Source organism: Enterococcus sp. BWB1-3 (assembly GCF_016745275.1).
Classification (GTDB): Bacteria; Bacillota; Bacilli; order Lactobacillales; family Enterococcaceae; genus Enterococcus_L.
The window spans coordinates 13,530-38,269 of sequence record NZ_JADOEP010000006.1; the positions used below are offsets into that span (position 1 = coordinate 13,530).

Genomic DNA, 24,740 nt, shown 5'->3' on the forward strand with positions numbered 1-24,740 from the left:
AATATGTTGAAAGGAAGAAAAAGAAATGAAAAGGAAAAAAAGTCTAAAAAGAATGTGTCTTGCCAGTGCCGGACTTTTGACTGCTTCTGCAACTTCCACATTCACAAATAGTACGATTATTTCTGCACAAAATAAAACAGAAGATTCAGTCCTTGAAAGTACGGAACAACAGGATGAAATTTTATTTACAACAGAAGTATCCACTGAATATGAAAATTTTGAAGAAAGCTCAACTTCTGAGGCTGCACCGGAAATGCCGGAATCTTCTACTACTGAAAGTATTGTAGACGTGCCGATTGAAACGGAAGAAAGCAGTGAAGAGAGCATTGTAGAAGAAAGTTCGACAGAGGAAAGCAGCACGACAGAAAGCAGTTCTACTGAAGCCTCTGAGTCTGAATCTGAAGAAACAAGCAGTACAACCGAGTCAAGTACAACTGATTCAACAACAGAAGAAAGTACGTCATCTTCTTCAACAAACGAAAGTTCGGAAACAACAACAAGTTCAAGTAAACCCGATACATCAACAAGTACAAGCAAGCCTAATAAGCCGAGCAAACCGAGTGTTTCTACAAATAATAATCGACCAAGCACATCAACAAACAACCCATCAACTATTGGACCGGCACAGTCGATTCCTGTATACAATCAAACGACAACAGGAACAGATTCTGGGATTTCAACCAGTGTTTACTATATTCCAAGAAATCTGACGACACAGGCATTTATTGATGAAATCAGTGAAGATGCCCGGGAGATAGCAGGCAAGAACAATCTCTATGCTTCAGTAATGATTGCTCAGGCAATTTTGGAGAGCGGCTCTGGAAACAGTGCGCTGGCTTCTGCACCTAACTATAATCTTTTTGGGATTAAGGGAAGCTACGAAGGTGAAAGTGTTAATTTTCTGACCCAAGAGGACACGGGCGGCGGCAATATGATCAGTATTCGCGCCAGCTTTAGAAAATATCCGTCATATAAAGAGTCATTAACAGATTACATGAAATTATTAAACGGCGGAGTGAACAGCAATAGCGGTTTTTACAGCGGTACCTGGAAAAGCAATACAAAGGAATATAAAGATGCTACAAAATTCCTTACAGGGCGTTATGCTACAGATACCAGCTACGCATCTAAACTGAACAGTCTGATTGAAGCTTATGATCTGACAGAGTTCGATAAACTGAATACTGAGACTGAAACGCTTGCAAGTCTAAATAATAAAGTAACACAGAAAGACAGCAAGACTGATCTAAAAAAAGAAGATAAAGAAATGGAAGAGAAGCTGGATATTCTTTATCACGTTGTGAAAAAAGGTGACTCTCTGAAATCTATCAGCGAGTTATACAATATCCCTGTCTCTGCTATTTTGGAAAGAAATCAATTTGAACGTCGAATGATTTTTGTAGGTCAGAAATTAGTCATTCCTACTACTGAAGTAAAAGAAGAAAAAACAGTAGTGAAGCAGGAAAAAATTGTTGATCGTTCTATTCGAAGTGTTCAACGTGTTATCAATTCGATGCAGGGAGAACAGGCGAATGCTAAATCTTATAAAATGACTGCTTCCAAAAAGAAAAGCAGCAGTGTCTATGAAGTGAGATCAGGCGATACATTAGCGAAAATTTCTAAAAAGACAGGAATTTCAGTTATTTCACTGAAAGAGTGGAATAGCTTAGATCAGTATTTCTTAACTGAAGGCCAGGAGTTGGTATTGACTCCGCCCTATGCGACGTCTATCTAATTGAATGTTGTCAAGTGGAAGCTGGGACAGATCCGTTATGAGGTTACAGATTGAATCATATCATTCAACTGTAATTTCATGATATGGACCCACAATTACTCGTCAAAAGGAATGGTGAATAAGTATTTTGCCTGTGTTGTGCTGCTTGTCGGTCAGCAGGGTGAATGTGCCATATTCCAGTTTTGGTTATTCAATTATATATGATAGCTTATGTGGCTGGGATTCTTCCCAGCCATTTTTGAACTATTTATATTTAAAATATAATGGTTTGGGTGAGAGAATAGAAATGAAAAAGAAAACACCAGTGATTTTTATAAGTATTTTTGGTACGGTATTTCTAAGCTTTGTTATATTTGCTTTTAACAATCCAGGGAAAGCAGAACCTGTAGACAAAGTGCTTTTTCAAAAAGATAATCTGGATTTTTGGGTCATTACAGATACTCATTATATTGATGAGGAATTGTATGATTCAGGTGAAGCTTTTCAGCGTATTCAAATGACAACTGCGGGAAAAGATTTAAATTATCAGAAAGAAAGTCTTCAGGCACTTATAACAGATGCTGCAGCTCGAAAGCCGGATGGATTGATAGTTACAGGAGACATTACGCTGAATGGAGAATATGTCAGTGCTCAAAAATTTGCAGAAATACTGTCTTCCTTGAAGGACTCAGGTATAGAGACATTTGTCATCCCAGGCAATCATGATATTTATGATGGATGGGCACGAAGTTTTTTAGGAAAAGAACAAGAAAAGATCGATCAAATTTCTCCAACTGATTTTCAGGAGCTGTTTGCTGAGTCTGGCTATGCTCAGGCCGCTGTTCGGGATGACTCTTCTTTAAGTTATCTGGTTCAGATAAATGATGAGTATGACTTCATGTTTTTAGATACAAATATTTATACAAATGACTCTTCAAATCGTGCTCCGATGACTGCTGGTAAAATTGATTCGAAGACACAGAAGTGGATGTCGGAACAATTAAAAATTAGTTTTGATAAAGGTAAGAAGACACTGGTTTTTATGCATCACAATCTTTTTGAGCATAATGCTGTAGTGAGTAAGGGATACGTATTGAATAATGCTGAGGAGATTGGTAAGCTGCTTCAGGAATTTAAGGTTTCAGTCGTGTTTTCCGGTCACATACATGCACAGGATATTTTGACAAATGAAGCAACGGGAATTACAGAGATTGTAACCGGCTCATTTGCCATCACACCTAATCCAGTTGGAATCATTGAATTGGAAAAAGATAAGCTGACTTATTCAAGAAAAAAAACGGATGTTGATCAATGGGCCAAAAAACAGTCTCTTACTGACGAAAATATACTGGGACACAGTACTTATTTAAAAGAACTGTTTATTAAGGACAGTCGCAGAATGGGATACAGTACATTATTGGAAAATAGTTTTTATGAAGATGAAGCGCTGGAACTTGTTAGTAGACTAAATGTGCGGTTCTTTACCGGTGAAGATGATATCTCTGATAAAGAAGCTGAAGAAATTAGAAAATCTGAAGCTTATAAGATTATCTATGAAGAATCCTCATTCTTAAAGGAATATCTAGATTCCATTATTCAGGACACCAATGAGAATGATTTGTTTTTTGAAAAAGAATTTATAAAACCATAACTATATTGACTACAAGTCTGTTTTGACAGTTCAATAAAGAAAAATATTATAAGCAGATGTAATCTACTGCTGATTGATCGCTATAATTTATATAGACCATAAAAAATGATAATTCGTACGATTGAAGTAAAAAGGGGGATAGGATAAAATAGACACATAAATATAAATATAAATAATAGTTAACATAAATTAGGAAGGCTGTGAATCCATGTTCTCTTTTTTAAAAAAAGGAAAAAATAAATCCAAAAAAGACTATGATGAGTACTATGATGAAGACGAGTATGACGACGATGATTACGATGATGATGATTATGACGACGATGATTACGATGATGATTATGACGATGACGACAACGATGATGATTATGACGATGACGACGATGACGACGATGATGATTATGACGACGATGATGACGACGATGATGATTATGACGACGATGACGATGATGATGATTATGACGACGATGACGATGATGATGATGATTATGACGACGATGAAGATGAAGATGAAGATGATTATGATGAAGCTCCGAAACGCTTCTCATTTAAAAAGAAAGAACAGTCTGAACCGGCTGCTCCTAAAAAGAAAAAGCGGCCGGCACCAGTTGTTGTCGATGATGATGAATTAGAAGAGCTGCAGGATGAGATTCAGGAATTAAAAGCTGAATTACGAAAAAGTCAACGAGCTCTTACAAAAGCAGAAACAGAAGCGGCTGAACTAAGAGATGAAAATGTTTCCCTTGAAAATGAATTGGCTACAGTTCAGGCTGTACCGAAGGATTATGAAATCCGGATTGTTGAACTGCAGCAGCTGCAGAGAAAATATGATGAATTATCCAGAGAAAATACACGTCAGCTGGATGAACTTGACTTGAATCGCAAGAAAGCAGAACGTTTTTCTCAAAAAGTTCGTCAATATGAGCAGGAGTTACTTTCCAAACAGCAGGAAATTGATAAATTGTCTGAGGATAGAATTGTTATTATGTCAAATGATCCGACGACAACAGATACTTCTACTTATGAAGAATTATCAAGACTGCGTCAGGAGCTTGATTCTGCAAAACGCCGTTTGGCACAGCAAGAGCTTACTACTGAGACACAGTTATCTAAAGAAGATATTGGTGAAGTTCTTCTGGAAGCAAAACGTCAGGCGAAAGAAATTGTTAATCAGGCAAACCATCGCGCTCAGCTGATTAATGAGGAAGTTCAGCGGAAAGCTGTTATTCTAAAACGATTGGAAAAAGCGGAGCGGGAATATACAAATTATTACAATCGAATCAAAAATGTAAAAGAAGAGTCAGAATTGGCGTTCAGTCAGATTATCAATTTAGTTAAAGATGACCAAATGGATTTATAGAGAAGGGAGGAAGATTCAGTGAGTGAGGCATTTGATGTTTTTTTTCACCAAAAAGCAATTCCTGATTATTTAGGAACAACAATTTATGAAAACAGTTCTGCGGATGAGTTGCTGGTTTCATGTGAAGGCATCTATAGCCGAGTAACTGGAAGTAGTTTCTCTCCAATGGAGGAACAAAAGGTAGTTAAACAGTTACAGAATTCACAGAAGAACCGTGACTATCTAGAAATCCAATTTTTTCAGGTTCAGTTAGATGAAGAAGCATTGTTGGATGAATTGAAGGAGCTGTTTCCTCAGTTTCTGTGGACGAAAATGTCGGAAGAAATTGAAGCAGAATTCAGCACGTACGCCTGTGAGTTCATTCCCATTGCCATTCGTGATGAAAGTTACGATACACCGATCTATTTCAATATCATAGAAAGCCTTCAGCAAATGAAGGGTAACTTAAATGAATCCATCAGTGAAATGCTGGAGAAGCATTTAGATGAGATTTTGAATGAAGAAGATGATTCAGGATCGGCTGAAGAGCTGTCATTTCCAGTTAATGTAACTATTGATGAAACACCAGAAGAGGATGATTACGAGTATGAGCCGGTTGCTGCCAGCAGAAAAAGTCGTAAAAGTCGTAAAAATTCTGTTGACCTTCCTGCAGTCAGGAAGTCTTCAGAAAACTCCTTAGCTCGGACAGAAGAGAGTGAAATTGTTTATCTGAAAGAAAGTCTGAAGCGGGAAAAAGCGTCAAAGGAACGTGTGCGGGTAGCAAAAGAAAAATTGGAACACGAGCTGCTCGCTATAGAAAATAGTCTGCTTGTCAGCGGGTTAAAACGTTTTAAGAAGCACAGAAAAATAACTGTGGATGAAGAAGACTGGTACAAACCAGTTAAAATTGACCTGATTCATTATGATGATTTATATAAGAAAGCTAAGTTTATTGAACAGTCATGGAAGTTGAATAAGGAGTTAGTGACAATTACAGAGAAAATGATTGTTACAAAAGACGAACTTACTTATGAGCGCGAACGAGTTGAACGGATCAAGAACAGTGTTTCTGAGATGGATCTTCAGTCAATGATGGAGCAGTGTCATCTGATTAACAATCGCGTACGAATCAATCGCGGCTTCCTGTTCATAAAGCCAAGTGTGAAGCTGTATCAGATTGATTATGAACAGCTTGAAAAAATCAGCGGCTTCTTTGATGTTATTCAAACAGAGAATCGTCTGCTGGAACAGATAATTCTTAATCAGGACAATGATAATAAATAAGTAAAGCTCTTGAAAAAGGGGATGTACAGATGAATTCTGGCACAATTCCTTTTTCAGGGCTTTTTTATTATAAAAATACCCATTTCCTATTCCTGTTTTCAATGAACTAAATGATGAGAAATAAATACATCCTCAGTACCATGACAAGTAACAGGTGTTGCTTCAAAATGAAAGATGTGATAAAAAATCAGTAAAAAATGATGGAGGATAATCATGTCTGTAATTGAAGCAAGAGCGTTGAAAAGAAGCTATGGACGAAATGAATCAAAGTTTGAAGCACTGAAGGGAATTGATCTTAAAATCGAACAAGGCGAGTCTATAGCAATTATTGGGAAAAGCGGTTCCGGCAAGTCTACATTAATGCATATTTTGGCATTATTGGATAAACCTACTTCGGGTGAAGTTTTATTGAATGGAAGCAGTGTTAAAAATATCAAGACAAAGGAACTGAACCATATGAGAAATGAAGGCTTTGGCTTTGTTTTTCAGCAGTTTTTTATGAATCCGAAAGATACAGTTTTAAATAATGTAATGCTTCCGTTAAAAATTGCCGGAATATCAGGACGTCAAAGAAAAGAAATGGCAATGAAGGCGTTGAAAGCAGTGGAACTGGAAGATAAGACCAACAATAAAGCAAATAATTTATCGGGAGGACAAAAACAGCGGGTTTGTATTGCACGTGCATTGGTAAATAATCCTCAGATTATTTTTGCTGATGAGCCGACCGGCAACCTCGATTCAACTACAGGGGAAAAAATTGAAAAATTATTATTTGATCTGAATAAAAAATCAGGAATTACACTGATTATAGTGACTCATGATGATGAATTAGCTGCTCGTTGTGATCGTCAAATACGTATTAAAGATGGAGAAATCATAGAAGGGGATGAATAAATGAAAATCAGTGATATTTTAAAATCAGCAGGAGCAAATTTATTAAGAAATAAAGGAAGAACGATTTTAACTGTTGTGGCAATATTTATTGGCGCCTTCACTATCTCTTTAACAACGGGTGTAAATACAGGTGTGAATGATTATATTGATAAACAAGTCAGCAGTGTAGGCGGAGAAAATCAGTTGTTTGTCCAGCCTAAGATGGAAACAGGAATGGAAAGCAGTGACGGGCCGGCTGAATATAATCCAGAACAGGCAAGTGCTGAAATGGAATACCTTTCAAACAGGGATTTGGATAAAATAAAAGAGAAAAAAGGGATTAAAAAAGCAGAGCCTTTCATGTTCCTGTCAACTGACTATATTCAGGGGACGGGAGATAAAAAATTTGTTTTTTCTGCAGCAACACCGAGTGAGATAACAATAGATTTGGAAGCTGGGAAAGAAGTAACTTCAACTGGGGAAGCTTATGAACTAAATCTTGCTCCTGAATACTTGGAAAGCTTGGGTTATAAAAAAGCACAGGATGCTATAGGCGAAATAGTTAGAATTGCTGTCAGTTCTCAGGCAACAGGTGAGCAGGAAATTTTAGAAGCTAAAATTATCGGGGTTCGAACAACCAGCCTGATTCAAGGCGGTCAATCAATCGTCAGCAAGGCGTTGGGAAACAGAATTGCTGAAATTAATGAGAAAGGGCTGCCCGATGCAATGAAGAACCAGTATACTGCAATTTCAGCAGTGACGGCAGATGGGCTGTCAACAGAGGAAGTCAAAGAAATCCAGAAGAAGCTGGAAGAGGACGGTTATACCGCAACGACTGTTGAAGATGAAATTGGTATGATTCGGGATATTATCAATGCTATCACTGGAGTATTAACAATGTTCGGAGCTATTGCCTTGTTGGCAGCCAGCTTTGGAATTATCAATACTCTGTATATGTCTGTTCAGGAAAGAACGAGAGAGATTGGTTTGATGAAAGCTATGGGATTGAGCAGCGGGAAAGTATTTATGATCTTCAGTGTTGAAGCAGCACTGATCGGATTCCTTGGTTCTGTCTTAGGAATTGCTGGTGCAATGGGGGCAAGTGTGTTTATTAATCAGTTTGCTGCAAAGTCATTTTTAGATGCATTAACTGGGTTTACGCTATTACAATTTTCGCCAATTTCCAGTCTCTCGATTATTGTCATCATTATGGTTATTGCGTTCCTTGCAGGAACACTGCCGGCAAGAAGAGCAGCAAGCTTAGATCCAATTGAGTCACTAAGGTATGAATAAATAAACGGAAACAGTAGTTGGAGAAAAAGAGAGCGGGACAGAAATAAAGTTCTGAACGCTTTTCGTATCTATCCCTGAATAAACGTCAGTACAAATACTCATGAGGGCTATCACCCTCATGAGTATTTGTACTGACCTCCTTTTAATTTATGAAATTCATCCATTTCTTGCGGATAACCAGATTGATAAAGAGAACGTTTCCCAAGTGAAATTCTTTGATTTTAAGCTTAAATGTATGCGACTTCGAGAAAATAAAAAATAATCAAGCAAAAATAGGCATATCTTTTTACTTACTTTTCGTAAGGGTGTATAGTAATAACAGTAGCAGTAATTATTGATTTGTAATGATGAAAGGATGGAAGTAAATTATGTCAAATTTTGTAAATGGATTAAAGAATCGTCGTTCAATTTATGCTTTAGGAAATAATCTGCCAAAGACAAGAGATGAACTTACTGCACTTGTTAAAGAAGTGGTAAAAGAAAGCCCGACTGCTTTTAACTCTCAAACACAACGGGTGGTATTTTTGTTTGGGGATGCCCATAAAAAACTGTGGGATATAACAGAGAAAGCGTTGAAGCCATTAACTCCTGCTGAAGCATTCCCTAATACTCAGGAGAAACTAAAAAGTTTTACTGCTGCTGCCGGTACTATTTTGTTCTTTGAAGATCAGGATATTGTTAAAAACCTGCAGGAGCAATTTGCATTGTATGCTGAAAATTTCCCTGTCTGGTCTGAACAAGCAAGCGGTCTGACTCAGGCTAATGTCTGGACCGCATTGGCAGAAATTAATATTGGCGCAAACTTGCAGCATTATAACCCAGTAATTGATGAAGCTGTTGCGAAAGAATGGAACATTCCAGACAGCTGGAAGTTAAGAGGCCAACTGGTATTTGGTTCAATCGAAGAACCTGCTGGTGAAAAAGAGTATATGAGTGATGAAAACCGATTTATGGAATTCAGCTAAGTAAATAGTAAATTTTTGGAACACTGGTATCATAGCGTCTATCGCTTGGGATATCAGTGTTTTTTTCAAGCAGCGGAGTAATTTTTTTTAAGTTCTATACTAAAGTATAGTAAAAAGGCAGAGAAGGACGAATATGCTGATTGTAATAGATGCTCGAAATTGTAATTTAGATCTGGCTGGTAAAAAGTATGCAGCACCTAATGAAGCGTTTATAAAAAGATTAAAGCTTAAAATACATGAGTCCATAAATAAAGAGAGTCCTGTCCTGTATACAAGAGATATTTCTGTTGAACAAAAAAGGGAAAAATGAGGATAGCTGGTGCAATAGTAGGCGATTTAAAGGAAGTTTTACAGATCAAAGCTCGGAACCAAGTCCGTAGCTTATTTCTAAAGGAAGCGGTGTAAATGCAGTAATATGGACAGATGGCAGAGCTGACCACAGTTTATATCTTTTTGGTATCAAAGGAAGCCGGTTGTGTTATAGGACAAATTTATTCGATTATCAGCGACAGCTTCTTTGCTTGATAGAAGAGGAGATGAGTAGTAATGCTATGGGCCAAAGGACGATCCGAATTTTTGAACCACTACTGTGGAAAAAGACTATAACCATTAGTAATGCTCTTTGGTAGAAGCTTATCTGGAAGATTGGGTGATTCCAATTGCCATTTTATAGGCGAGAGAGCGGCTGGGAAATTCATCTGATTCTGAAAAGAAAAAATTTGAAAAAGAGGTGTATCCTAAAAAAACAGAATAAGTACAACGATGAAAAAATCAATCAGGCTCTTTTGAATGATAATGTTAGGGTTTATTTTAAAGAAGATAGCTGACAGGTTCAGATTAAGGGAGTGAAAAGAGCTTCTGACTTATTTTCAACAAAAAGAAGCGGGCGAGCGATTCAAAGAGATACCAAGAATAAAGAATCAAAAGTAGTTACTTATAAAAAGACAGATCAGCTATATTCTGGTTAAAGGGTACCTAAAAAATACATGAATATGGTTATTAGATATGCTGAGGAAAACGTATTGGCAGATTTGTTCCTGTTTAGGAAACTGAAAAAACAGATGAAGCTCGTATTCAATCTATTTGAAGTCTATTAAAAATGTTTCCTCAGTTTTTGCGTACATTATTATACTAGGTGAAAATAATGAATATGATACAATAATAAAAACTGAAAGTCGGAGAAAAAAATTCAATATTTGTGATGTATAAAATATCCAACTACACTGGAACATGTTGGATTTAAGAGGAGGCAGGAGTAATGAAAAAATATCAATGGTACAGCGATTAATGGGGAAAGCCGGGGAAAAATGATCAGGAGCTCTTTTTATTATTAACAGTGGGTGTCTTTCAAGCGGGCTTGAGCTGGCAGGCCGCGGCTGGGAAAAAAGATGTGCTGATGCGAAATTTTTGTGAGATGGATTTTCGACAGGTTGCTGCTTTCTTTCCAGATGATGTTGAGCGTATTGCAAAAGATCCTGATATGATCCGGAATCCAAGAAAGATAAAGGCAGTGATACAAAATGCACGTGCAATCGTCAGACTGCTGGAGGAGTACGACAGCTTTTCAGAGTATTTGTGGGATTTTGTTGGCGGAGTTCCTGTTGTAAAAAACTATAAATCAGAGGAAGAGATTCCTAATGTACTTCCAGAGGCAACAACGATTGCAAAGGACATGAAGAAAAGAGGTTTTTCCTTTGTAGGACCGGTAGTAACCTGTATGTTTTTAAAGGCTGCAGGAATAATAAAGGATGAAGCAGCTGTATAGATGTAAAGACTGGGTATAAAATGCAGAAGTACAAATATTTCTTGTGTTCATACCTTTTTATTTTCCTCTCGTATTTACAGATTGTTTCCGATAGAATTTAACGATTTTTGTAATGAATATCGAAACATTTATTCACTTTACAGCTTTTAATGATATGATTAAATTATCTTGTTGTAAAGGAGAGGGATTTGAAATGAAGAAAAGTGTAAAAACAGTATTATTATCTTTACTGGGAGGAGCAGCAACTCTTGCACTTGGACTAATCTTGGGGCAAAGCACAACGGCAAATGAACGGAAGGTGTATATTCCGGATGATAATCTTAGGTCAGAGATTGTTGAACAAGTGAAATGGAATCCTGAAACTGGGGAAGAAGAGCCCGTTGAAAATGAGCTTCCAACAGTTAGCCAAATGGAGCGGCTGGAACAATTGAGTGCCAGTAATGTAAGTTCTTTGGAAGGACTTCAATTTGCTAAAAATGTGACGAGTTTATCATATACAGCAAGTACCGATTTATATGTGGTTGATTTTCGCCCGATTAGCGGGATGGATAGCTTAGAGCAATTTTTCTGTTATTCTTTTGAACCGGGAAGAAGTACTCCGGTAGACATTACGCCCTTTGGAGAACTGAAAAATTTAAAGACACTTCACTTAGGTTATTATGGTTCTGTTTTTGATTTCAGTCCGCTTTCTGATTTAGAGAATTTAGAAAGGGTAACTGCTGTTGGTTATGGAAGGGTTGAATTTCCTGCAGTGTATGTTGATAGAACGACTAAAACATTTAATATGAGACATCCAGTTACTTACTCTACTCAGTTTGATGGTACATGTGGAGTTGAAGCAACTCTATGGGAGGCTGATGAAGAGGCTGGGGCTATTGGAGAAGCACAGCTAACATTGGAAGATCAGAAAATAACTATAAGCAATATCGAAGAAGAAACAACAACGATTCAATTTACTTTCAGCGCCAGCTCTCAGGACGGAAATTTTGATGCCGTGACAAATTGTGTCGTACCGATTATTTGGGAATAGATATTGATTTTAGACAAGCGGCTCACTGTTAAAAGCAGTCCCAAAATTTTTTAAGTATAAAACGGAAAGCGAAGGACTCCTAAGAGACTTTGCTTTTCGTTTTGTTGTACTTTCTAAAAGTTCGTTGTCTATCATTTGGTTTAAAAAGAAACTATCTCTTACTATTAACCTCTCTTAGGTCCTAGAATTCCATTCCGGGAAAATCAATAAAGTACTCGGGGGTTAAAAAGGTAATCAGCTGATACAAATAGTTTTGAGCGATGAATTGACGCTCCAGTCCCTTATTCAGTGCCTGAAGGGACTGCTCTGCCAATTTGATCAGCTCTGCTGGTGTATCAGCATTGAATGTATTCAGTATTTCTCTGACTGTGTCCAGTGACCAGATTGATGATCGAATCAGCCGGATGATCAGAAGTCTTCTTAATGCTTGTTCATCAAATTGTCGATAATTGCTTTCAACATCTCTGGGTATTTGGATGAGCCCTTCTTTAGACCAGTGACGGATCGTTGTTTCAGTAACAGACAAACGTTCGGCTGCTTCCCCAATGCTGATCCAGCCTTTTTTAGGCATGTGTGTAATCACATGACTTTCTTCTTCATGAAGCAATGCCAAAGTCTGCTCAGTAATATGCTTTTGTTGATGCAATTTAAACTGTGCATCATTAATCAGCCAAAATAATTGAATATATTTTCTTTTTTCAACAAGAGCTGTCATTTCTTTAGTCATTTGATAACCATAAGCAAGAGTACATGTTCGAACGGCTTTCAAGAAGTGCAAGCTTGTTTCTGTATAGATACGATAGCCGCTTGCAGAACGATCAGGTTTAGGAAACAGTCCGTATTTTTCATAATGTCGCAGCAGACTGGTGCTTATATTTAGTTTTTTTGCAATATCAATTGGACGATAATTCATTATAAACTCCTCTCTATGCTAAACTTTTAGTATAAGTATATTATAATAAAGGGCTTTTTAAAACAAAACTTTAGAATTTGCATTAAAGTGTTATGATAGGGTTGCTGCTATAAAAAGCAGAGTGTAGCATTGAAAATAAACAATTGAAGGAGGACGCGATATGATAGAATATCTGCGAATTACCGGTGCAAGAGAAAATAACTTAAAGAATGTGGATGTCGTTATCCCGAAGAGAAAAATAACTGTTTTTACAGGAGTATCTGGTTCAGGAAAGTCATCGATTGTATTTGAGACAATTGCAAGCGAATCGCAAAGACAGCTGAATGAAACCTTCAGTGCATTTGTTCGCTCTTTTTTACCAAAATACAAGGAGCCCAATGTAGATTCCATTGAGAATTTATCGACTTCGGTTGTAATTGATCAAAAAAGACTGGGTGGGAATTCCCGCTCAACGCTGGGAACAATTACGGATATCAATTCTTTATTGAGAGTATTATTTTCAAGAGTAGGTCAGCCAAGTATTGGAACAGCTAATCATTTTTCCTTTAATGACAAAGAAGGGATGTGCAGGGAATGTCAGGGGCTCGGAAGGAAAGTGGAAGTGGATGAAAATAAGCTTTTGGACCGGGAACAGTCATTGGCAGAAGGAGCCATTATTTTTCCGCCATTTAAAAACACAGAATGGTATATGAAAAGTTATCTTGATTCGGGATTGTTCGATGTAAATAAAAAGATTAAAGAATATACTTCGGAGGAACTGGAGCTTCTGTTGTATGGTCAGGATCTTAAAGTTAAAATTGATGGTGTGAATTCCAGCTATGAAGGTCTTGTCATCAAGTTTAATCGTCTCTATCTTATGAAAGAAGGGGAATTGACTGCACGAGCACAGAAAGTTTTAAATGAATATACACATGAAACGATTTGTTCTGTATGTGAAGGAAAAAGATTATCACAGAAAGCGTTACAGGTTCAAGTAGCCGGATATTCTATTGCTGATCTGACTGCTTTTCAGCTAAATGAACTACAGTCAGTACTTGAAACATTCGAGTTGCCGCAGGCGCTGCCTATTTTACGTGGTCTACAGGAAAAAGTCGGAAATTTGGTTGATATTGGGTTAGGCTATTTAAGTCTGGATCGGGAGACAGCGACGTTATCTGGAGGAGAATCTCAACGAGTGAAAATGGTAAAGCATTTGAACAATAGTCTGGTTGACTTGCTGTATATATTTGATGAGCCGAGTATTGGTTTGCATCCAAGAGATGTTCATCGGCTGAATGAGCTGCTGATTAAGCTAAGGGATAAGGGAAACACAGTCATTGTGATAGAGCATGATCCGGATGTGATTAAGATTGCTGATCAGGTCATAGAAGTGGGACCTCATGCAGGAAAGCATGGAGGAGAAATTATGTTCACTGGAAGTTATGGTGAGTTGCTGAACTCAAATACTCTGACAGGAACTTTTCTGAAAAATCAGGTGCCTATCAATCAGGAGCCGAGGGAGGCTGTTGATTTTTATCAGGGGAGGACCTCTTCTAGGCATAATCTGAAAAATATTTCATTAAATATTCCCAAAAAAACATTGAGTCTGATCACAGGAGTAGCCGGATCAGGGAAAAGCACATTGGTTAGAGAATCTTTTCTTGCTCAATTTCCAGAAGCTATTGTCATTGACCAAGCTGCTGCGCAGACAAATTCCCGCTCGAATCCTGCTACATATATTGGGATTATGGATGCCATAAGAAAATTGTTTGGTCAGGTAAACAGTGTCTCTCCTTCATTATTCAGCTACAATTCCACAGGAGCTTGTGAGAACTGTAAAGGGCAGGGATACATTGAAACGAATCTTGCATTTATGGATGCTGTAAAGTTGGAGTGCCCAGTCTGTGAAGGTAAAAGATTTAAGCAGGAAGTGCTGAGCTACCGATATCAGGACCTTACGATTAATGAAGTACTTGCTTTGACAGTAGAAGAAAGCTTGAATTTTTTCAATACTGCTGGGATAGTTAAAAAGCTGAAGGCAATGTCGCAGGTAGGGTTGGATTATTTAGCGATTGGTCAGCCGATGAGCACCTTATCTGGAGGAGAATGCCAGCGGATGAAGCTGGCAAGTGAGTTTTACAAACAAGGCAGTATTTATATTTTAGATGAACCTTCGACTGGGCTGCATCTTTCGGATATCGAACAAATTATGAAAATTATGAACCATCTCGTGGACCAAGGAAATACAGTAGTTGTGATTGAACACCATGTAGATATTATTCGACAGGCAGACTGGATTGTAGATATAGGACCTGATGGAGGGGATCGGGGCGGACAGATTGTTTTTGAAGGGAAACCTGCGGATATTAGTGAAACTAGTTCACTGACAGGAAAATACTTGTAAATAAAAAAGATACTGAATAATAAATAGTCAAAATTTGGAAAAGAAGAAACATGAGATTTCATAAACAAGCTCATGTTTCTTCTTTTTTGAACGGAATCTAATTTTATCTATTCTTTTAGTTGAGATAATAAAGCTGAGATTTATAGTTTTTCACCATTGGATTTAATAACTTCCTGATACCAGTCGAATGATTTTTTCTTATACCGATTCATTGAGCCGCTGCCATCATTATTTTTATCAACATAAATGAAACCATAACGCTTTTTCATTTCACCGGTCCCTGCTGAAACAAGATCAATAAAGCCCCACGGCGTATAGCCGATCAGATCAACTCCATCGTATGCCACAGCTTCTTTCATCGCTTCAATATGTGCTTTAAGATAATCAATACGATACTGATCATCCACAGTTTGAGCAGGTAGAAGTTCGTCTATTGCGCCAAAGCCGTTTTCAACGATAAATAAAGGCAATTCATATCGGTCATTAAGCCAGTTCATGGCATAACGGAGACCTTGAGGATCAATTTGCCACCCCCAGTCAGATGCTTCGACATAAGGATTTTTGACCAGATCTTTTGATTCGTTGTAATCAAATGCAGGGGCTTTATTTTCTCCCTTTACTGCAAACGACATATAGTAGCTGAAACCAATGTAATCTACACAGCCTTCAGCCAAAGTATCCAAGTCTTTGGAGGTGATATCCAGCCGATAGCCTTTGCGATCCAAATAACGTTCGATGGTACTTGGATAATGACCGCGTACATGAACATCTGTAAACCAGTATCTTTTCTGCATGGCACTGACTGAAGCCATCATGTCATCTGGTGAACAGGAATAAGGATAGATGGGAACCATAGCTGTCATACAGCCGATTTGCAGATCAGGTTTGATTTGGTGCCCTATTTTTACGGCTTCTGCACTGGCAACTAATTCATAGTGGGCAGCCTGATACATGATTTCTTCCCGGTTATCTTTTTCCGTATATTTGATTCCTGAATTTGTAAATGGAAAAAAGTCTTCTTCAAAATTTGTTTGGTTGTTGATTTCATTGAATGTCATCCAGTAGGTTACTTTATCTTTGTAACGTTCAAAGCAGACCTCAGCAAACCGGGTAAAAAAATCAATCAGCTTACGACTGCGCCAGCCGCCGTATTCTGTTACCAAATGATAAGGCATTTCGAAATGAGAGAGGGTAATGATCGGTTCAATTCCATAGTTCAAACATTCATCAAATAAGTCATCATAAAATTGCAGACCTTCTTCATTTGGTGTTTCTTCATCGCCGTTTGGAAAAATTCTGCTCCAGGCAATGGAGGTTCGAAAGCAGTTCAAGCCAAGCTCAGCAAACAGTTTCACATCTTCCTTGTAGCGGTGATAAAAATCAATTGCCTCATGGTTTGGATAATTTTCACCTGGAATAACACCATCTGTAATTTTTCTGGGTGTCCCGTGTGCACCGACTGTCAATACATCTGCGACGCTGATGCCTTTCCCCCCCTGATCCCAGCCGCCTTCCAGCTGATGGGCGGCGACTGCGCCGCCCCATAGAAAGTTCTTTTTTAAAATTGACATAATCATCGTCCTTTTCAATTGTTAGTGTATGATAATAGAAAATCTGGAACAGAAGCGCTTGTGTGAGATTATCTGCGCCGAAAACCGCAGACAGGAAAAATTCTTCTGCGATAAGTCAGCGTATGGGCGGCTTCTGTCCCAGCATTTATCTGTATTTAGAAGGGCAGTTACAACCTCTTCCTGTGCTTAAGAATTATTGTGCTTCAATTTTTTCTAAAATACTTTCTTCAATGGGTTGATTTGTTTCCTGAGCATAGTTAATTGCATCCATCTTTCTTGCAAACGGCAGGTAGATGAAGAAGCCAAGTACCAGGACAAACGCCTGCAGTAATGCTGTCCGCCAGCCGCCGACAAGTAAGCCGGAAAGAATGGCTGGTGTTGTCCATGGAACCTGAACAGCTGTGAAAAGCGGTACCAACCCGGTATACAAGGCAAAATACGTAATGATAGAAGAAATAACAGGTGTTAAAATGAACGGAATCATCATGATTGGGTTCATAACAATTGGTGTTGCAAAAGTAATAGGCTCATTGATACCGAAAATTGCCGGCGCGAGTGATAGACGACCAAGCTGTTTGAACTGAGCTGATTTTGCAAAGAATACCATGAAGACAACTAATCCAATCGTCATACCGGCACCTGTAACAGTCTGGAACTGATCCATAAACTGTTTTGTCACGATATGTCCGCCATTTTCAATGGTCAGTGCTTTACCGGCCTTCAGGATTTCCGTGTTTTCCAAGGAGTTTGCCTGTAAAATCGGCTCCATGATCCCACCAACGATAGTTGAACCATGGACACCAAAAAACCAGAAAAATGGAACAAGGAAACCGATAATCAATGCTCCGCCAAGCGTATCTGTTACCCCTTGAAGCGGTGACTGCAGAATGTCGTAAATAAAGTCAAAGAATGTTGTGCTGAATACTTTATCAAAGAAAATATAAATCAGCATTGCACCAGTGATTAATGCTGCAGCAGGAATCAGTGCTGTAAATGAGTTTGCCACATTTTCAGGAACCTGTTCAGGCAGCTTGATTCGGATGTCATGACGCAGGAACCAGCTGTATACCCAGCCGACAACTAAACCAACAATAATGGAGGTGATCATTCCCTGACCGCCAGTCCAGGTTTTGTCAATAATATTGCCAATGGTCGCGCCGCTTTCTGCATCGGTCACTTCAGCAGCCATAAACAGAATAAAGATGACTAAACCGATCATACCGGCAGGAAGACCTTCAAAGCCTTCCGCTTTAACATAGGAATAAGCAATACCGATAACGGCAAAAACAGCCATAATAGCAAAAGATGCACCAAATGCCTGATTAAAATAGACGCCCAAACCAGATTCAGTTACCCAGTTCGCTGCCGGTTCATAAGGGATATTGGCAAGAAGCAGGAAAATAGAACCGACGATCGTAAATGGCATGGTGTACAGCATACCGTTTCTTAAAGCAGTAATTGGTTTTGTGTTAACAAATTTTAGTACGGGTGGAAGGATTTTGTCGTTCATCCATTCATTCATTCTAATTCATCTCCTCTAAAAATTAATCATGTAGAAAAATAAGTTCGTAGTGTGTATTCAGAAATAAAATACCCCGATTGACTGAATACGTTTACAAGATAACTATAAGAGATCAGATGAAAAAAATATATAGATTTTCTTCTTTGAGAAACATGTTCCGTCCAAAAAAACAAAGCAGACTTAAAACGCCGGTAAACCAACATTTTAATATCTGCTTTTCATAAGCTCTGAAACAAGAAATCAAATAGTTAAGGGATGAAACTGTTCATTTTAACCAGGATAGTTATTTATCCGCAGCTTGTGCTGAAAGCTGTTTTCCAGCCTGATGAGCAAGCAGCTCAATCAAAGCAATAACCGGAATTTGAGTGGTCAGATTAATATATGGATCTGCATAAGCAGATTTTTCGTCCGGCATATAATAGGAAATATTGTAATCTGCCAGTCGCGCAATTGTTGATGTTTCATCATTAGTAATACTTAAAATATGTGCATTGGATTTTTTGAAATCCAATACCATTTTAATCAGTTCAGAGGTTTCACCGGAAACAGACAAAACCACAACCAGTGTACTCTCAAATCCCCTTGGTGGAATAGGTGTAAATGGATCGCCTACGCTATAGGCGTTGATTCCAATATTGGCAAAATACCGGCTGCCGTAGCCGCCTAAAACACCGCTGGTACCCAAACCAATAAAGACAACATGACGGGCGTTTAAAATAAGGTCAACTGCCGGTTTGAAGGTTTCCTGGTAAGTCTCGCGATTGATTTTTTTGAGAAACGAATCTACATGTACTGCAGAAGCATAATAATCTTCAAATTCACTTGGTTCGTTGTTTGCTTTCTTTACAGCAAATTTTAATTCAGAAAACCCTTCAAAGTCCATTTTGGTACAAAATCTTAAAATAGTTGAGGTTGAAACATGGCATTTTGCTGAAAGTTCGCGAATAGTCAGTTTAGGAATCTGTTCCAGATGTTCAATGATATATTGATAGACAATCAATTCCAAATCATTTAATGATTGAATTTTTTCCAAATCAAACAAAGCAGTTCCCCTCCCTATATAACGTCCTTTTCAGTTTACAATACAAAAGGAAAAACGTATAGCGATAGTTAATAGAGAAAACTAAAAATAATATAAAAAAGCGGTATTTCAATTAGTAAAAGAATTGAAATACCGCTTTTTGAAAATTAACAATTTTAAGTTCATCGTGGGTATATCTTAAAAAATCTGCATAAATGGGACCTACAAAATAAAATTTCTCAGATGCATTTTTTTGAGAGAAAAATGCATCTGCAAGTCAGACATTTCCAATGGAAGCCTGTTACATACTGAAAGTTGAAGACCTGTTTTCTCTATTCAGCTAGTTTCTTATTGAAGAAGCGTTGATAGAGAATGGAACCAATCAGAGAAAAAATCAATGGGCCCATTGCCAAACTGAGTGTCTGGCTGTAATTTTTTTCCATTAGCGGAACATACAACTGAGAAAGAATGGACAGAGTGATGGTCAGTACTACGCTTCGGCTGATAATAATGGGCAGCAGTTTCGGATGTACGTGCAGTATATCTGATTGTTTTGCATATCTTTTTTTGAAAGCCGGATAAGCAAGAGCAACAAGCAGATAAGGCAGTGCTCTTGAAATGTTCGTCATCATGGTCAGTTGATTGTAAAGCACGGAGACGTAAGAATTCCCCCATGTGACGGCCAGAATAAATAAACTGATTAGAAGACCTTGAATAAATAGGGCATTTGTCGGCATTTCCTGACTGTTTTTCTTTCGCATCCATAGAGGCCAGTAATGATCGGGGGTTCCTTCAACCAAAACCCGCAAAGGCAGATAAAAAATTGAAGAAAGCAGTCCAATATAAGATAGGAGCAGAGTTAGAGCAGTCAGACGACTAAAAAGTTGTCCTGTCCAAACTGCTGTTTCAGAAGATCCACCTAAAGCATTGGCCAACTGCTGCCCTGAAGTATTCATCAGGCTGTACATTAGATTTCCTAAATGGAGAGTTGGGTCCTGTTGGAGCTTTTGCCAGTCCATTGCGCCGCTCCACAAAAAAATACCTGTAAAATAGCAAAGAACAATCAGTACGCTGCTGATAATAACAAGACGGGGAAATTTTTTCTTCTCACCCCCAGTTTTATCTACCATACTGGCAATAGTATCCAGACCGCCAAAAGCAGTAATGGCAAAAATCATAAAGCTGAGTTTGGAAAGAACAGACCCTCCTTGAGCAGAAACAGACTTTTGTGCACTGGTCTGCAGGTGGGGAATAATTTGATCAGGCTGCAAAAGCTGAAGAAGCAAATTACTGCTGAAGCTGATGAAAACCAGCAGGCACATCAAGGTGCTGCTGATAACTAAAAGTCTGGTGATTGGCTTGAAGCCGCGGCTGCTGAGTGCCAATGTGCAGCAAACCGCAAATATGGAAAGCAGACCAATCAGCTGTGTTGTGCTGAAAAATGAGACAGGGCTCGCTTCCTTTGTAAGATCTTTCCCGACAAATAGAAGCGACAGAGGTATCCATAGTTTCATAAATAAACTGATCATCCAGACAAAATAACTGCAGTACCATAAAAAAGCAGCAATAAATGCGGTTTTCTCGGATAAACAATCAGACAGCCAGTGATACAAGCCGCCGGAATCATTTTTATAAACGGATGTAAATTCTGATATAATAAGAGCATATGGGATAAAATAAAAAACAGCCGCCCAAATAAAATAAGGCAGGGCACTCATACCCATAAGGAAGAATGCAGTTGTCAGACTGGAAAAAGAAAAAACTGTGGTTGTGATAATCATCACTAATCGTTTGGAACTGAGAATTTGTCTGTATTTAGTCATAGAAAGGTTTCCTTTATTTTTATAGATAGGTTTAATGATTTCAGCATAAAAAAGTTTAATGAATAAAACAAGTACTTTTAAAAAAAATAGGGAATAGGAGTATGAAAATGTCTGTTCAGATACAAGCGGAGATTGATAACATGAGGAAGCAGCTGCATGTTGATTTTATCGGAATTGCTTTGTCAAAAGTAAATGAAGGGACAAACAGCCGAACGATTCATTGGGCATATGTTTCAGGAAATACCAATGAAAATTACCGGAGAATCCACCTTCAGGTTGGTAAGGGCATCGCAGGAATCGTGTGGCGAACGGGTCGAAGCTATCAGGCTTCAGAGCTGCAGAGAAATCCAAAAAATCTGTTGGAGTTGCCGATTGCCAGAATGGAAAAGCTTGAAACTGCAGTTGCAGCACCAATTCTCAAAAATGGAAGAGTACAGGGGGTTTTACTGTTTGGTTCTCGGACCCCTAATGTGATGGAAATGGATCAATTAAAAAGTGTCGAAGATAAAGCAGAAGAGCTGATACCATTGTTGGAGGAATAGGATGGAAAAGAAAATATTTGAAGACATATTCTTGTCAGCTGCGGATGGATTGTATTTACTTTTTCGCTCAGGTGAAATCAAAAGAAATAAAGCAGCTGTTGAATTGGAGAAGCAGATGAAGGTTCCACTGCAAAAAATTATTGAGATTGCAAATGGAAAAGGCTGTATGCTGCATACTACGATGGAAAACTGTCTGAACTGTGAAGTGAAGGAAAACTGGACCAAAGAAGTATTCCCGCTTATTTTGGAAACAAAAGACGGTCGTCAGGAGCATTTCAGCGGCAGTTTGACTGAGGTATCTGATGAGGTCGAGCTGTTGAGTCTCAGACGCGCAGATGCTCAGGACAAGCTGCGTCAGGTAATTGAAAATAAGCGTTTAATTGAATATGTCAATCAGGCGCATGAAACCGAAAGAAAAGCAATTTCTCAGGAACTTCATGATGGTCTGGCACAAAGTATATACAGTCTGATGCTGGATGTCAGACTGTTGAAACGTCTAAATCAGAAAGAAGAGCAGCTGTATAAGATCAGTGAAATTGATAAGGATTTTGTAGAGCTGTTACGTGAAGTGAAGCAGCTTGCCATTGACCTTCGACCAACAGCACTGGATGATCTGGGGTTGATTCCGGCAATTGAAGCTTTGCTGCAGCGGTTGATGGAAACTACGGGTGTGATGATTCATTTTATTCCAGTTTTGGGACAGCAGCGTTTTTCAGATAAGGTCGAGACAGTGACATACAGAGTCTTGCAGGAAAGTCTGATGAACAGCATTAAGTATGCAGAAGTTGATGAAATCTGGGTTACGCTGCATGACCGGGAGAACCTGCTTCATTTGGAGGTTAGGGACCATGGGAAAGGCTTCTCAATTGCGGGCATTAGGAAAGAAACATCTGGGGGCCTGGGGCTGCTGCATATGCGGGAACGTGCCGAATCTGTTGGCGGAATATTAAACATACAAAGTGAAATAGAGAAAGGAACAACAGTTGTGCTGATGCTGCCTATCAAACAGGGAGGAACCTATGAATATAATAATAGCAGATGATCATGCGGTGGTTCGAAGCGGATTGCGCCTCCTGTTGGAATCAGATCCGGAAATTCAGGTTGTCGGGGATGCAGCAGACGGCACAGAAACATTTTTATTGCTGGATCAGCATCCAGTTGATATTGTGTTGATGGATGTTCGGATGCCGCCGGGAGAAAATGGATTGCAGACAACCCAGCGGATCAGTGAGCGCTTTCCAAAAATAAAAGTAGTGATTCTGAGTATGCATGACGAAGAAGAATATTTAAGAAAAGCGCTGGAGTATGGAGCATGGGGATATATTTTGAAAAGCTCCTCAGATGAAGCGCTGTTGGCGGCTCTTCGAAAAGTCATGACAGGAGAGCATGTCATTGATCCCATATTTAACATTGCGGACCCTCAGAAGTGGCTGAGCGAACCTGCGAAAGAGCAGGAGCAGTTATATGAACGATTGTCCAAGAGAGAGCGGGAGGTATTACCGTTAGTTTCTTTGGGGTACAGCAATAAGGAGATTGCAGAGCGCTTGTTTATCTCTGTAAAAACAGTGGAAGTGCATAAGTCTAATTTAATGAAAAAACTGAAGGTTGAAACTTTTTCTGAGTTGTTGCAGTATAGTATAAAGCATCAGCTGATTGATTTGTGAGGTGAAGGGGAATGAATGGGATAGTATATGTGTTTCATGGTAGTCAGAAAGAAGAAAAGAATAAAGCAGCGATGGATTTTGTTCAGCAGCTGAAGAATCGGCTGAATGAGGTGGCTCTTCAAGAGGCAGCGTTTCTTGAAAATCATCCATGGACAATTCAGCGGCAGATTGAACAGTTGATTGAAAAGGGTGCAGACCGAATAGTGATCGTTCCTGTTTTGCTGTTTGCTGCCAGACATGCGTTAGTGGATATTCCGATGGAAACAAAAAAAGTTCAGAAAAAATATCCGGGAATTGACATTGAGCAGACAGAAACCTTTGGAGATAAAGAAGGCAGCCGTCAGATTTTATTGGAACGCTTTATTCAGGCGAGAGCAGAGTGCAAGATCAAAGATACTGCAGGTGTCCTTCTAGCTCACGGGACAAAAAGAACGGAAGAACCTCAAAAGATGTTGGAAGAGATTGCCGGGGAACTGCAAGAAAAGACAGAATTGCCTGTTACAGCCATGAGTCTAAAAGGACAGGAAGATTATATTGAGCAAATTTACGGATTATTGCAAAAATATTCTCAGTTGATTATTGTTCCGTTCTTTTTATTTGACGGACATCTGATTCATCTGCTGAAGGAACGTCTGACCAAAGAGTTTCCGAATCATACTTTCATAATTACACCGACACTGGAATTTGATCACAGGATTCTTGATGATTTGGAAAAAATTGTTCGTGAGGCGCTTTATGTACCCAATAATGATTGATCTGACGAATAAAAAGATTATTGTAATCGGCGGTGGAACTATTGCTTTAAGGAAAGTAGAGCACTTGCTTGCAGCTGGGGGCAGACCAACTGTCATTGCCCTGGAAATTAAAGAAGAATTCCAACTACTGGAAGAGATTGAGCTGATTAAAGCTTCTTATCAAAAAGAACAGCTAAAGGAAGCACAGTTGATTTTCGCATGTACTGATTCAAAGGCGGTTAACCAAAGGATCGTTGATGATGCAGAGGATTGGCAATGGGTGAATGATTGCAGTCAAAAGAAAAATAGTGATTTTTTTAACATGGCAGTGATTGAAAATGAAGAAGTTCTTATTGCGTTATCCAGCTTTGGAAAATCTCCTGCGAACATTAAGCAAGTAAAAAATCATTTGAAGGAATTTTTAGAGAAGGAAAGCAAACAATAAGACAAAGCTATGTGAAATGATTCTTAATCTTAGGGGCGTTTTGCTCAAAAAATAAAGAAAAAGGTTGAAGTTGTGACAAAGCTTCCTCATGCGACGAGAAACCGCAGGAGCAATCTTTTTGTGCGACGAGAAATCGCAGGAGCAAATGCCTTTATGCGACGAGAAATCGCAGGAGCAAATGTCTTTATGCGACGAGAAATCGCAGGAGCAA

Annotated in this window: 20 protein-coding genes and 1 pseudogene; 16 read left to right on the top strand and 5 right to left on the bottom strand. The window is 38.7% G+C overall.

Translation table 11 applies throughout. The annotated features are described in order from the left end of the window. Positions 1-25: 25 nt before the first annotated feature. The 10 genes and pseudogenes from IW492_RS06230 to IW492_RS06275 all read left to right on the top strand — a co-directional run bounded on the left by IW492_RS06230 (position 26) and on the right by IW492_RS06275 (position 11,911). The gene (locus tag IW492_RS06230; RefSeq protein ID WP_202066722.1) at positions 26-1,735 is read left to right on the top strand and encodes a glucosaminidase domain-containing protein; all 1,710 of its coding nucleotides are present in this window, start codon (positions 26-28) and stop codon (positions 1,733-1,735) included. A 286-nt stretch (positions 1,736-2,021) separates the two neighbouring features. Next, positions 2,022-3,365: a metallophosphoesterase gene (locus IW492_RS06235; protein WP_202066723.1), complete on the top strand. Its 1,344-nt coding sequence runs from the start codon at positions 2,022-2,024 to the stop codon at positions 3,363-3,365. Positions 3,366-3,573: 208 nt separating this feature from the next. Then, complete coding sequence (locus IW492_RS06240) at positions 3,574-4,722, top strand: hypothetical protein (RefSeq protein WP_202066724.1); 1,149 nt, start codon at positions 3,574-3,576, stop codon at positions 4,720-4,722. A gap of 18 nt (positions 4,723-4,740) precedes the next feature. Continuing rightward, positions 4,741-5,985 carry a hypothetical protein gene (locus IW492_RS06245; protein ID WP_202066725.1) on the top strand — a complete coding sequence of 415 codons (1,245 nt, stop codon included), beginning with the start codon at positions 4,741-4,743 and terminating at the stop codon, positions 5,983-5,985. Positions 5,986-6,198: 213 nt separating this feature from the next. Beyond that, positions 6,199-6,879, top strand: a complete 681-nt coding sequence (locus IW492_RS06250; protein WP_202066726.1) for an ABC transporter ATP-binding protein — start codon at positions 6,199-6,201, stop codon at positions 6,877-6,879. After that, the gene (locus IW492_RS06255; RefSeq protein ID WP_202066727.1) at positions 6,880-8,151 is read left to right on the top strand and encodes an ABC transporter permease; all 1,272 of its coding nucleotides are present in this window, start codon (positions 6,880-6,882) and stop codon (positions 8,149-8,151) included. A 368-nt stretch (positions 8,152-8,519) separates the two neighbouring features. Next, positions 8,520-9,116, top strand: coding sequence for a nitroreductase family protein (locus tag IW492_RS06260; protein ID WP_202066728.1), 597 nt, complete (start codon positions 8,520-8,522; stop codon positions 9,114-9,116). Between the two features lie 133 nt (positions 9,117-9,249). Then, complete coding sequence (locus IW492_RS06265) at positions 9,250-9,426, top strand: hypothetical protein (RefSeq protein WP_202066729.1); 177 nt, start codon at positions 9,250-9,252, stop codon at positions 9,424-9,426. A 948-nt stretch (positions 9,427-10,374) separates the two neighbouring features. Beyond that, positions 10,375-10,881, top strand: a pseudogene (locus IW492_RS06270) (DNA-3-methyladenine glycosylase I). 193 nt (positions 10,882-11,074) lie between these two features. Next, entirely contained in the window at positions 11,075-11,911 is an 837-nt protein-coding gene (locus IW492_RS06275) for a hypothetical protein (RefSeq protein WP_202066730.1), read from the top strand. 181 nt (positions 11,912-12,092) lie between these two features. Here the strand turns inward: IW492_RS06275 and IW492_RS06280 are convergent, their stop codons facing one another. Beyond that, the gene (locus IW492_RS06280; RefSeq protein WP_202066731.1) at positions 12,093-12,824 is read right to left on the bottom strand and encodes a MerR family transcriptional regulator; all 732 of its coding nucleotides are present in this window, start codon (positions 12,822-12,824) and stop codon (positions 12,093-12,095) included. Between the two features lie 160 nt (positions 12,825-12,984). Here IW492_RS06280 and IW492_RS06285 point away from each other — a divergent pair, with 160 nt between their 5' ends. Beyond that, the gene (locus IW492_RS06285) at positions 12,985-15,207 is read left to right on the top strand and encodes an ATP-binding cassette domain-containing protein (protein ID WP_202066732.1); all 2,223 of its coding nucleotides are present in this window, start codon (positions 12,985-12,987) and stop codon (positions 15,205-15,207) included. Positions 15,208-15,347: 140 nt separating this feature from the next. Here the strand turns inward: IW492_RS06285 and IW492_RS06290 are convergent, their stop codons facing one another. The 4 genes from IW492_RS06290 to IW492_RS06305 all read right to left on the bottom strand — a co-directional run bounded on the left by IW492_RS06290 (position 15,348) and on the right by IW492_RS06305 (position 21,144). Next, the gene (locus IW492_RS06290) at positions 15,348-16,778 is read right to left on the bottom strand and encodes a 6-phospho-beta-glucosidase (RefSeq protein WP_202066733.1); all 1,431 of its coding nucleotides are present in this window, start codon (positions 16,776-16,778) and stop codon (positions 15,348-15,350) included. A gap of 193 nt (positions 16,779-16,971) precedes the next feature. Beyond that, positions 16,972-18,300 carry a PTS sugar transporter subunit IIC gene (locus tag IW492_RS06295; RefSeq protein ID WP_202066734.1) on the bottom strand — a complete coding sequence of 443 codons (1,329 nt, stop codon included), beginning with the start codon at positions 18,298-18,300 and terminating at the stop codon, positions 16,972-16,974. 283 nt (positions 18,301-18,583) lie between these two features. Then, on the bottom strand, positions 18,584-19,342 hold the full coding sequence (locus IW492_RS06300) for a MurR/RpiR family transcriptional regulator (protein WP_202066735.1): 759 nt from the start codon (positions 19,340-19,342) through the stop codon (positions 18,584-18,586). A 311-nt stretch (positions 19,343-19,653) separates the two neighbouring features. Continuing rightward, entirely contained in the window at positions 19,654-21,144 is a 1,491-nt protein-coding gene (locus IW492_RS06305; RefSeq protein WP_202066736.1) for an amino acid permease, read from the bottom strand. Positions 21,145-21,251: 107 nt separating this feature from the next. Here IW492_RS06305 and IW492_RS06310 point away from each other — a divergent pair, with 107 nt between their 5' ends. Genes IW492_RS06310 through IW492_RS06330 form a run of 5 tightly spaced genes read left to right on the top strand, consistent with a single transcriptional unit; the run spans position 21,252 to position 24,529 of the window. After that, positions 21,252-21,686: a GAF domain-containing protein gene (locus IW492_RS06310; protein WP_202066737.1), complete on the top strand. Its 435-nt coding sequence runs from the start codon at positions 21,252-21,254 to the stop codon at positions 21,684-21,686. 1 nt (position 21,687) lies between these two features. Then, a complete protein-coding gene (locus IW492_RS06315; protein ID WP_202066738.1) occupies positions 21,688-22,728 on the top strand; it encodes a sensor histidine kinase in 1,041 nt (346 codons plus the stop codon). Then, the gene (locus IW492_RS06320) at positions 22,706-23,350 is read left to right on the top strand and encodes a response regulator (RefSeq protein ID WP_202066739.1); all 645 of its coding nucleotides are present in this window, start codon (positions 22,706-22,708) and stop codon (positions 23,348-23,350) included. Before IW492_RS06315 ends, IW492_RS06320 begins: the two co-directional genes overlap by 23 nt. An 11-nt stretch (positions 23,351-23,361) precedes the next feature. Then, positions 23,362-24,105 carry a sirohydrochlorin chelatase gene (locus IW492_RS06325; RefSeq protein ID WP_202066740.1) on the top strand — a complete coding sequence of 248 codons (744 nt, stop codon included), beginning with the start codon at positions 23,362-23,364 and terminating at the stop codon, positions 24,103-24,105. Further along, positions 24,086-24,529, top strand: coding sequence for a precorrin-2 dehydrogenase/sirohydrochlorin ferrochelatase family protein (locus IW492_RS06330; protein ID WP_202066741.1), 444 nt, complete (start codon positions 24,086-24,088; stop codon positions 24,527-24,529). Before IW492_RS06325 ends, IW492_RS06330 begins: the two co-directional genes overlap by 20 nt. Positions 24,530-24,740: the final 211 nt, after the last annotated feature.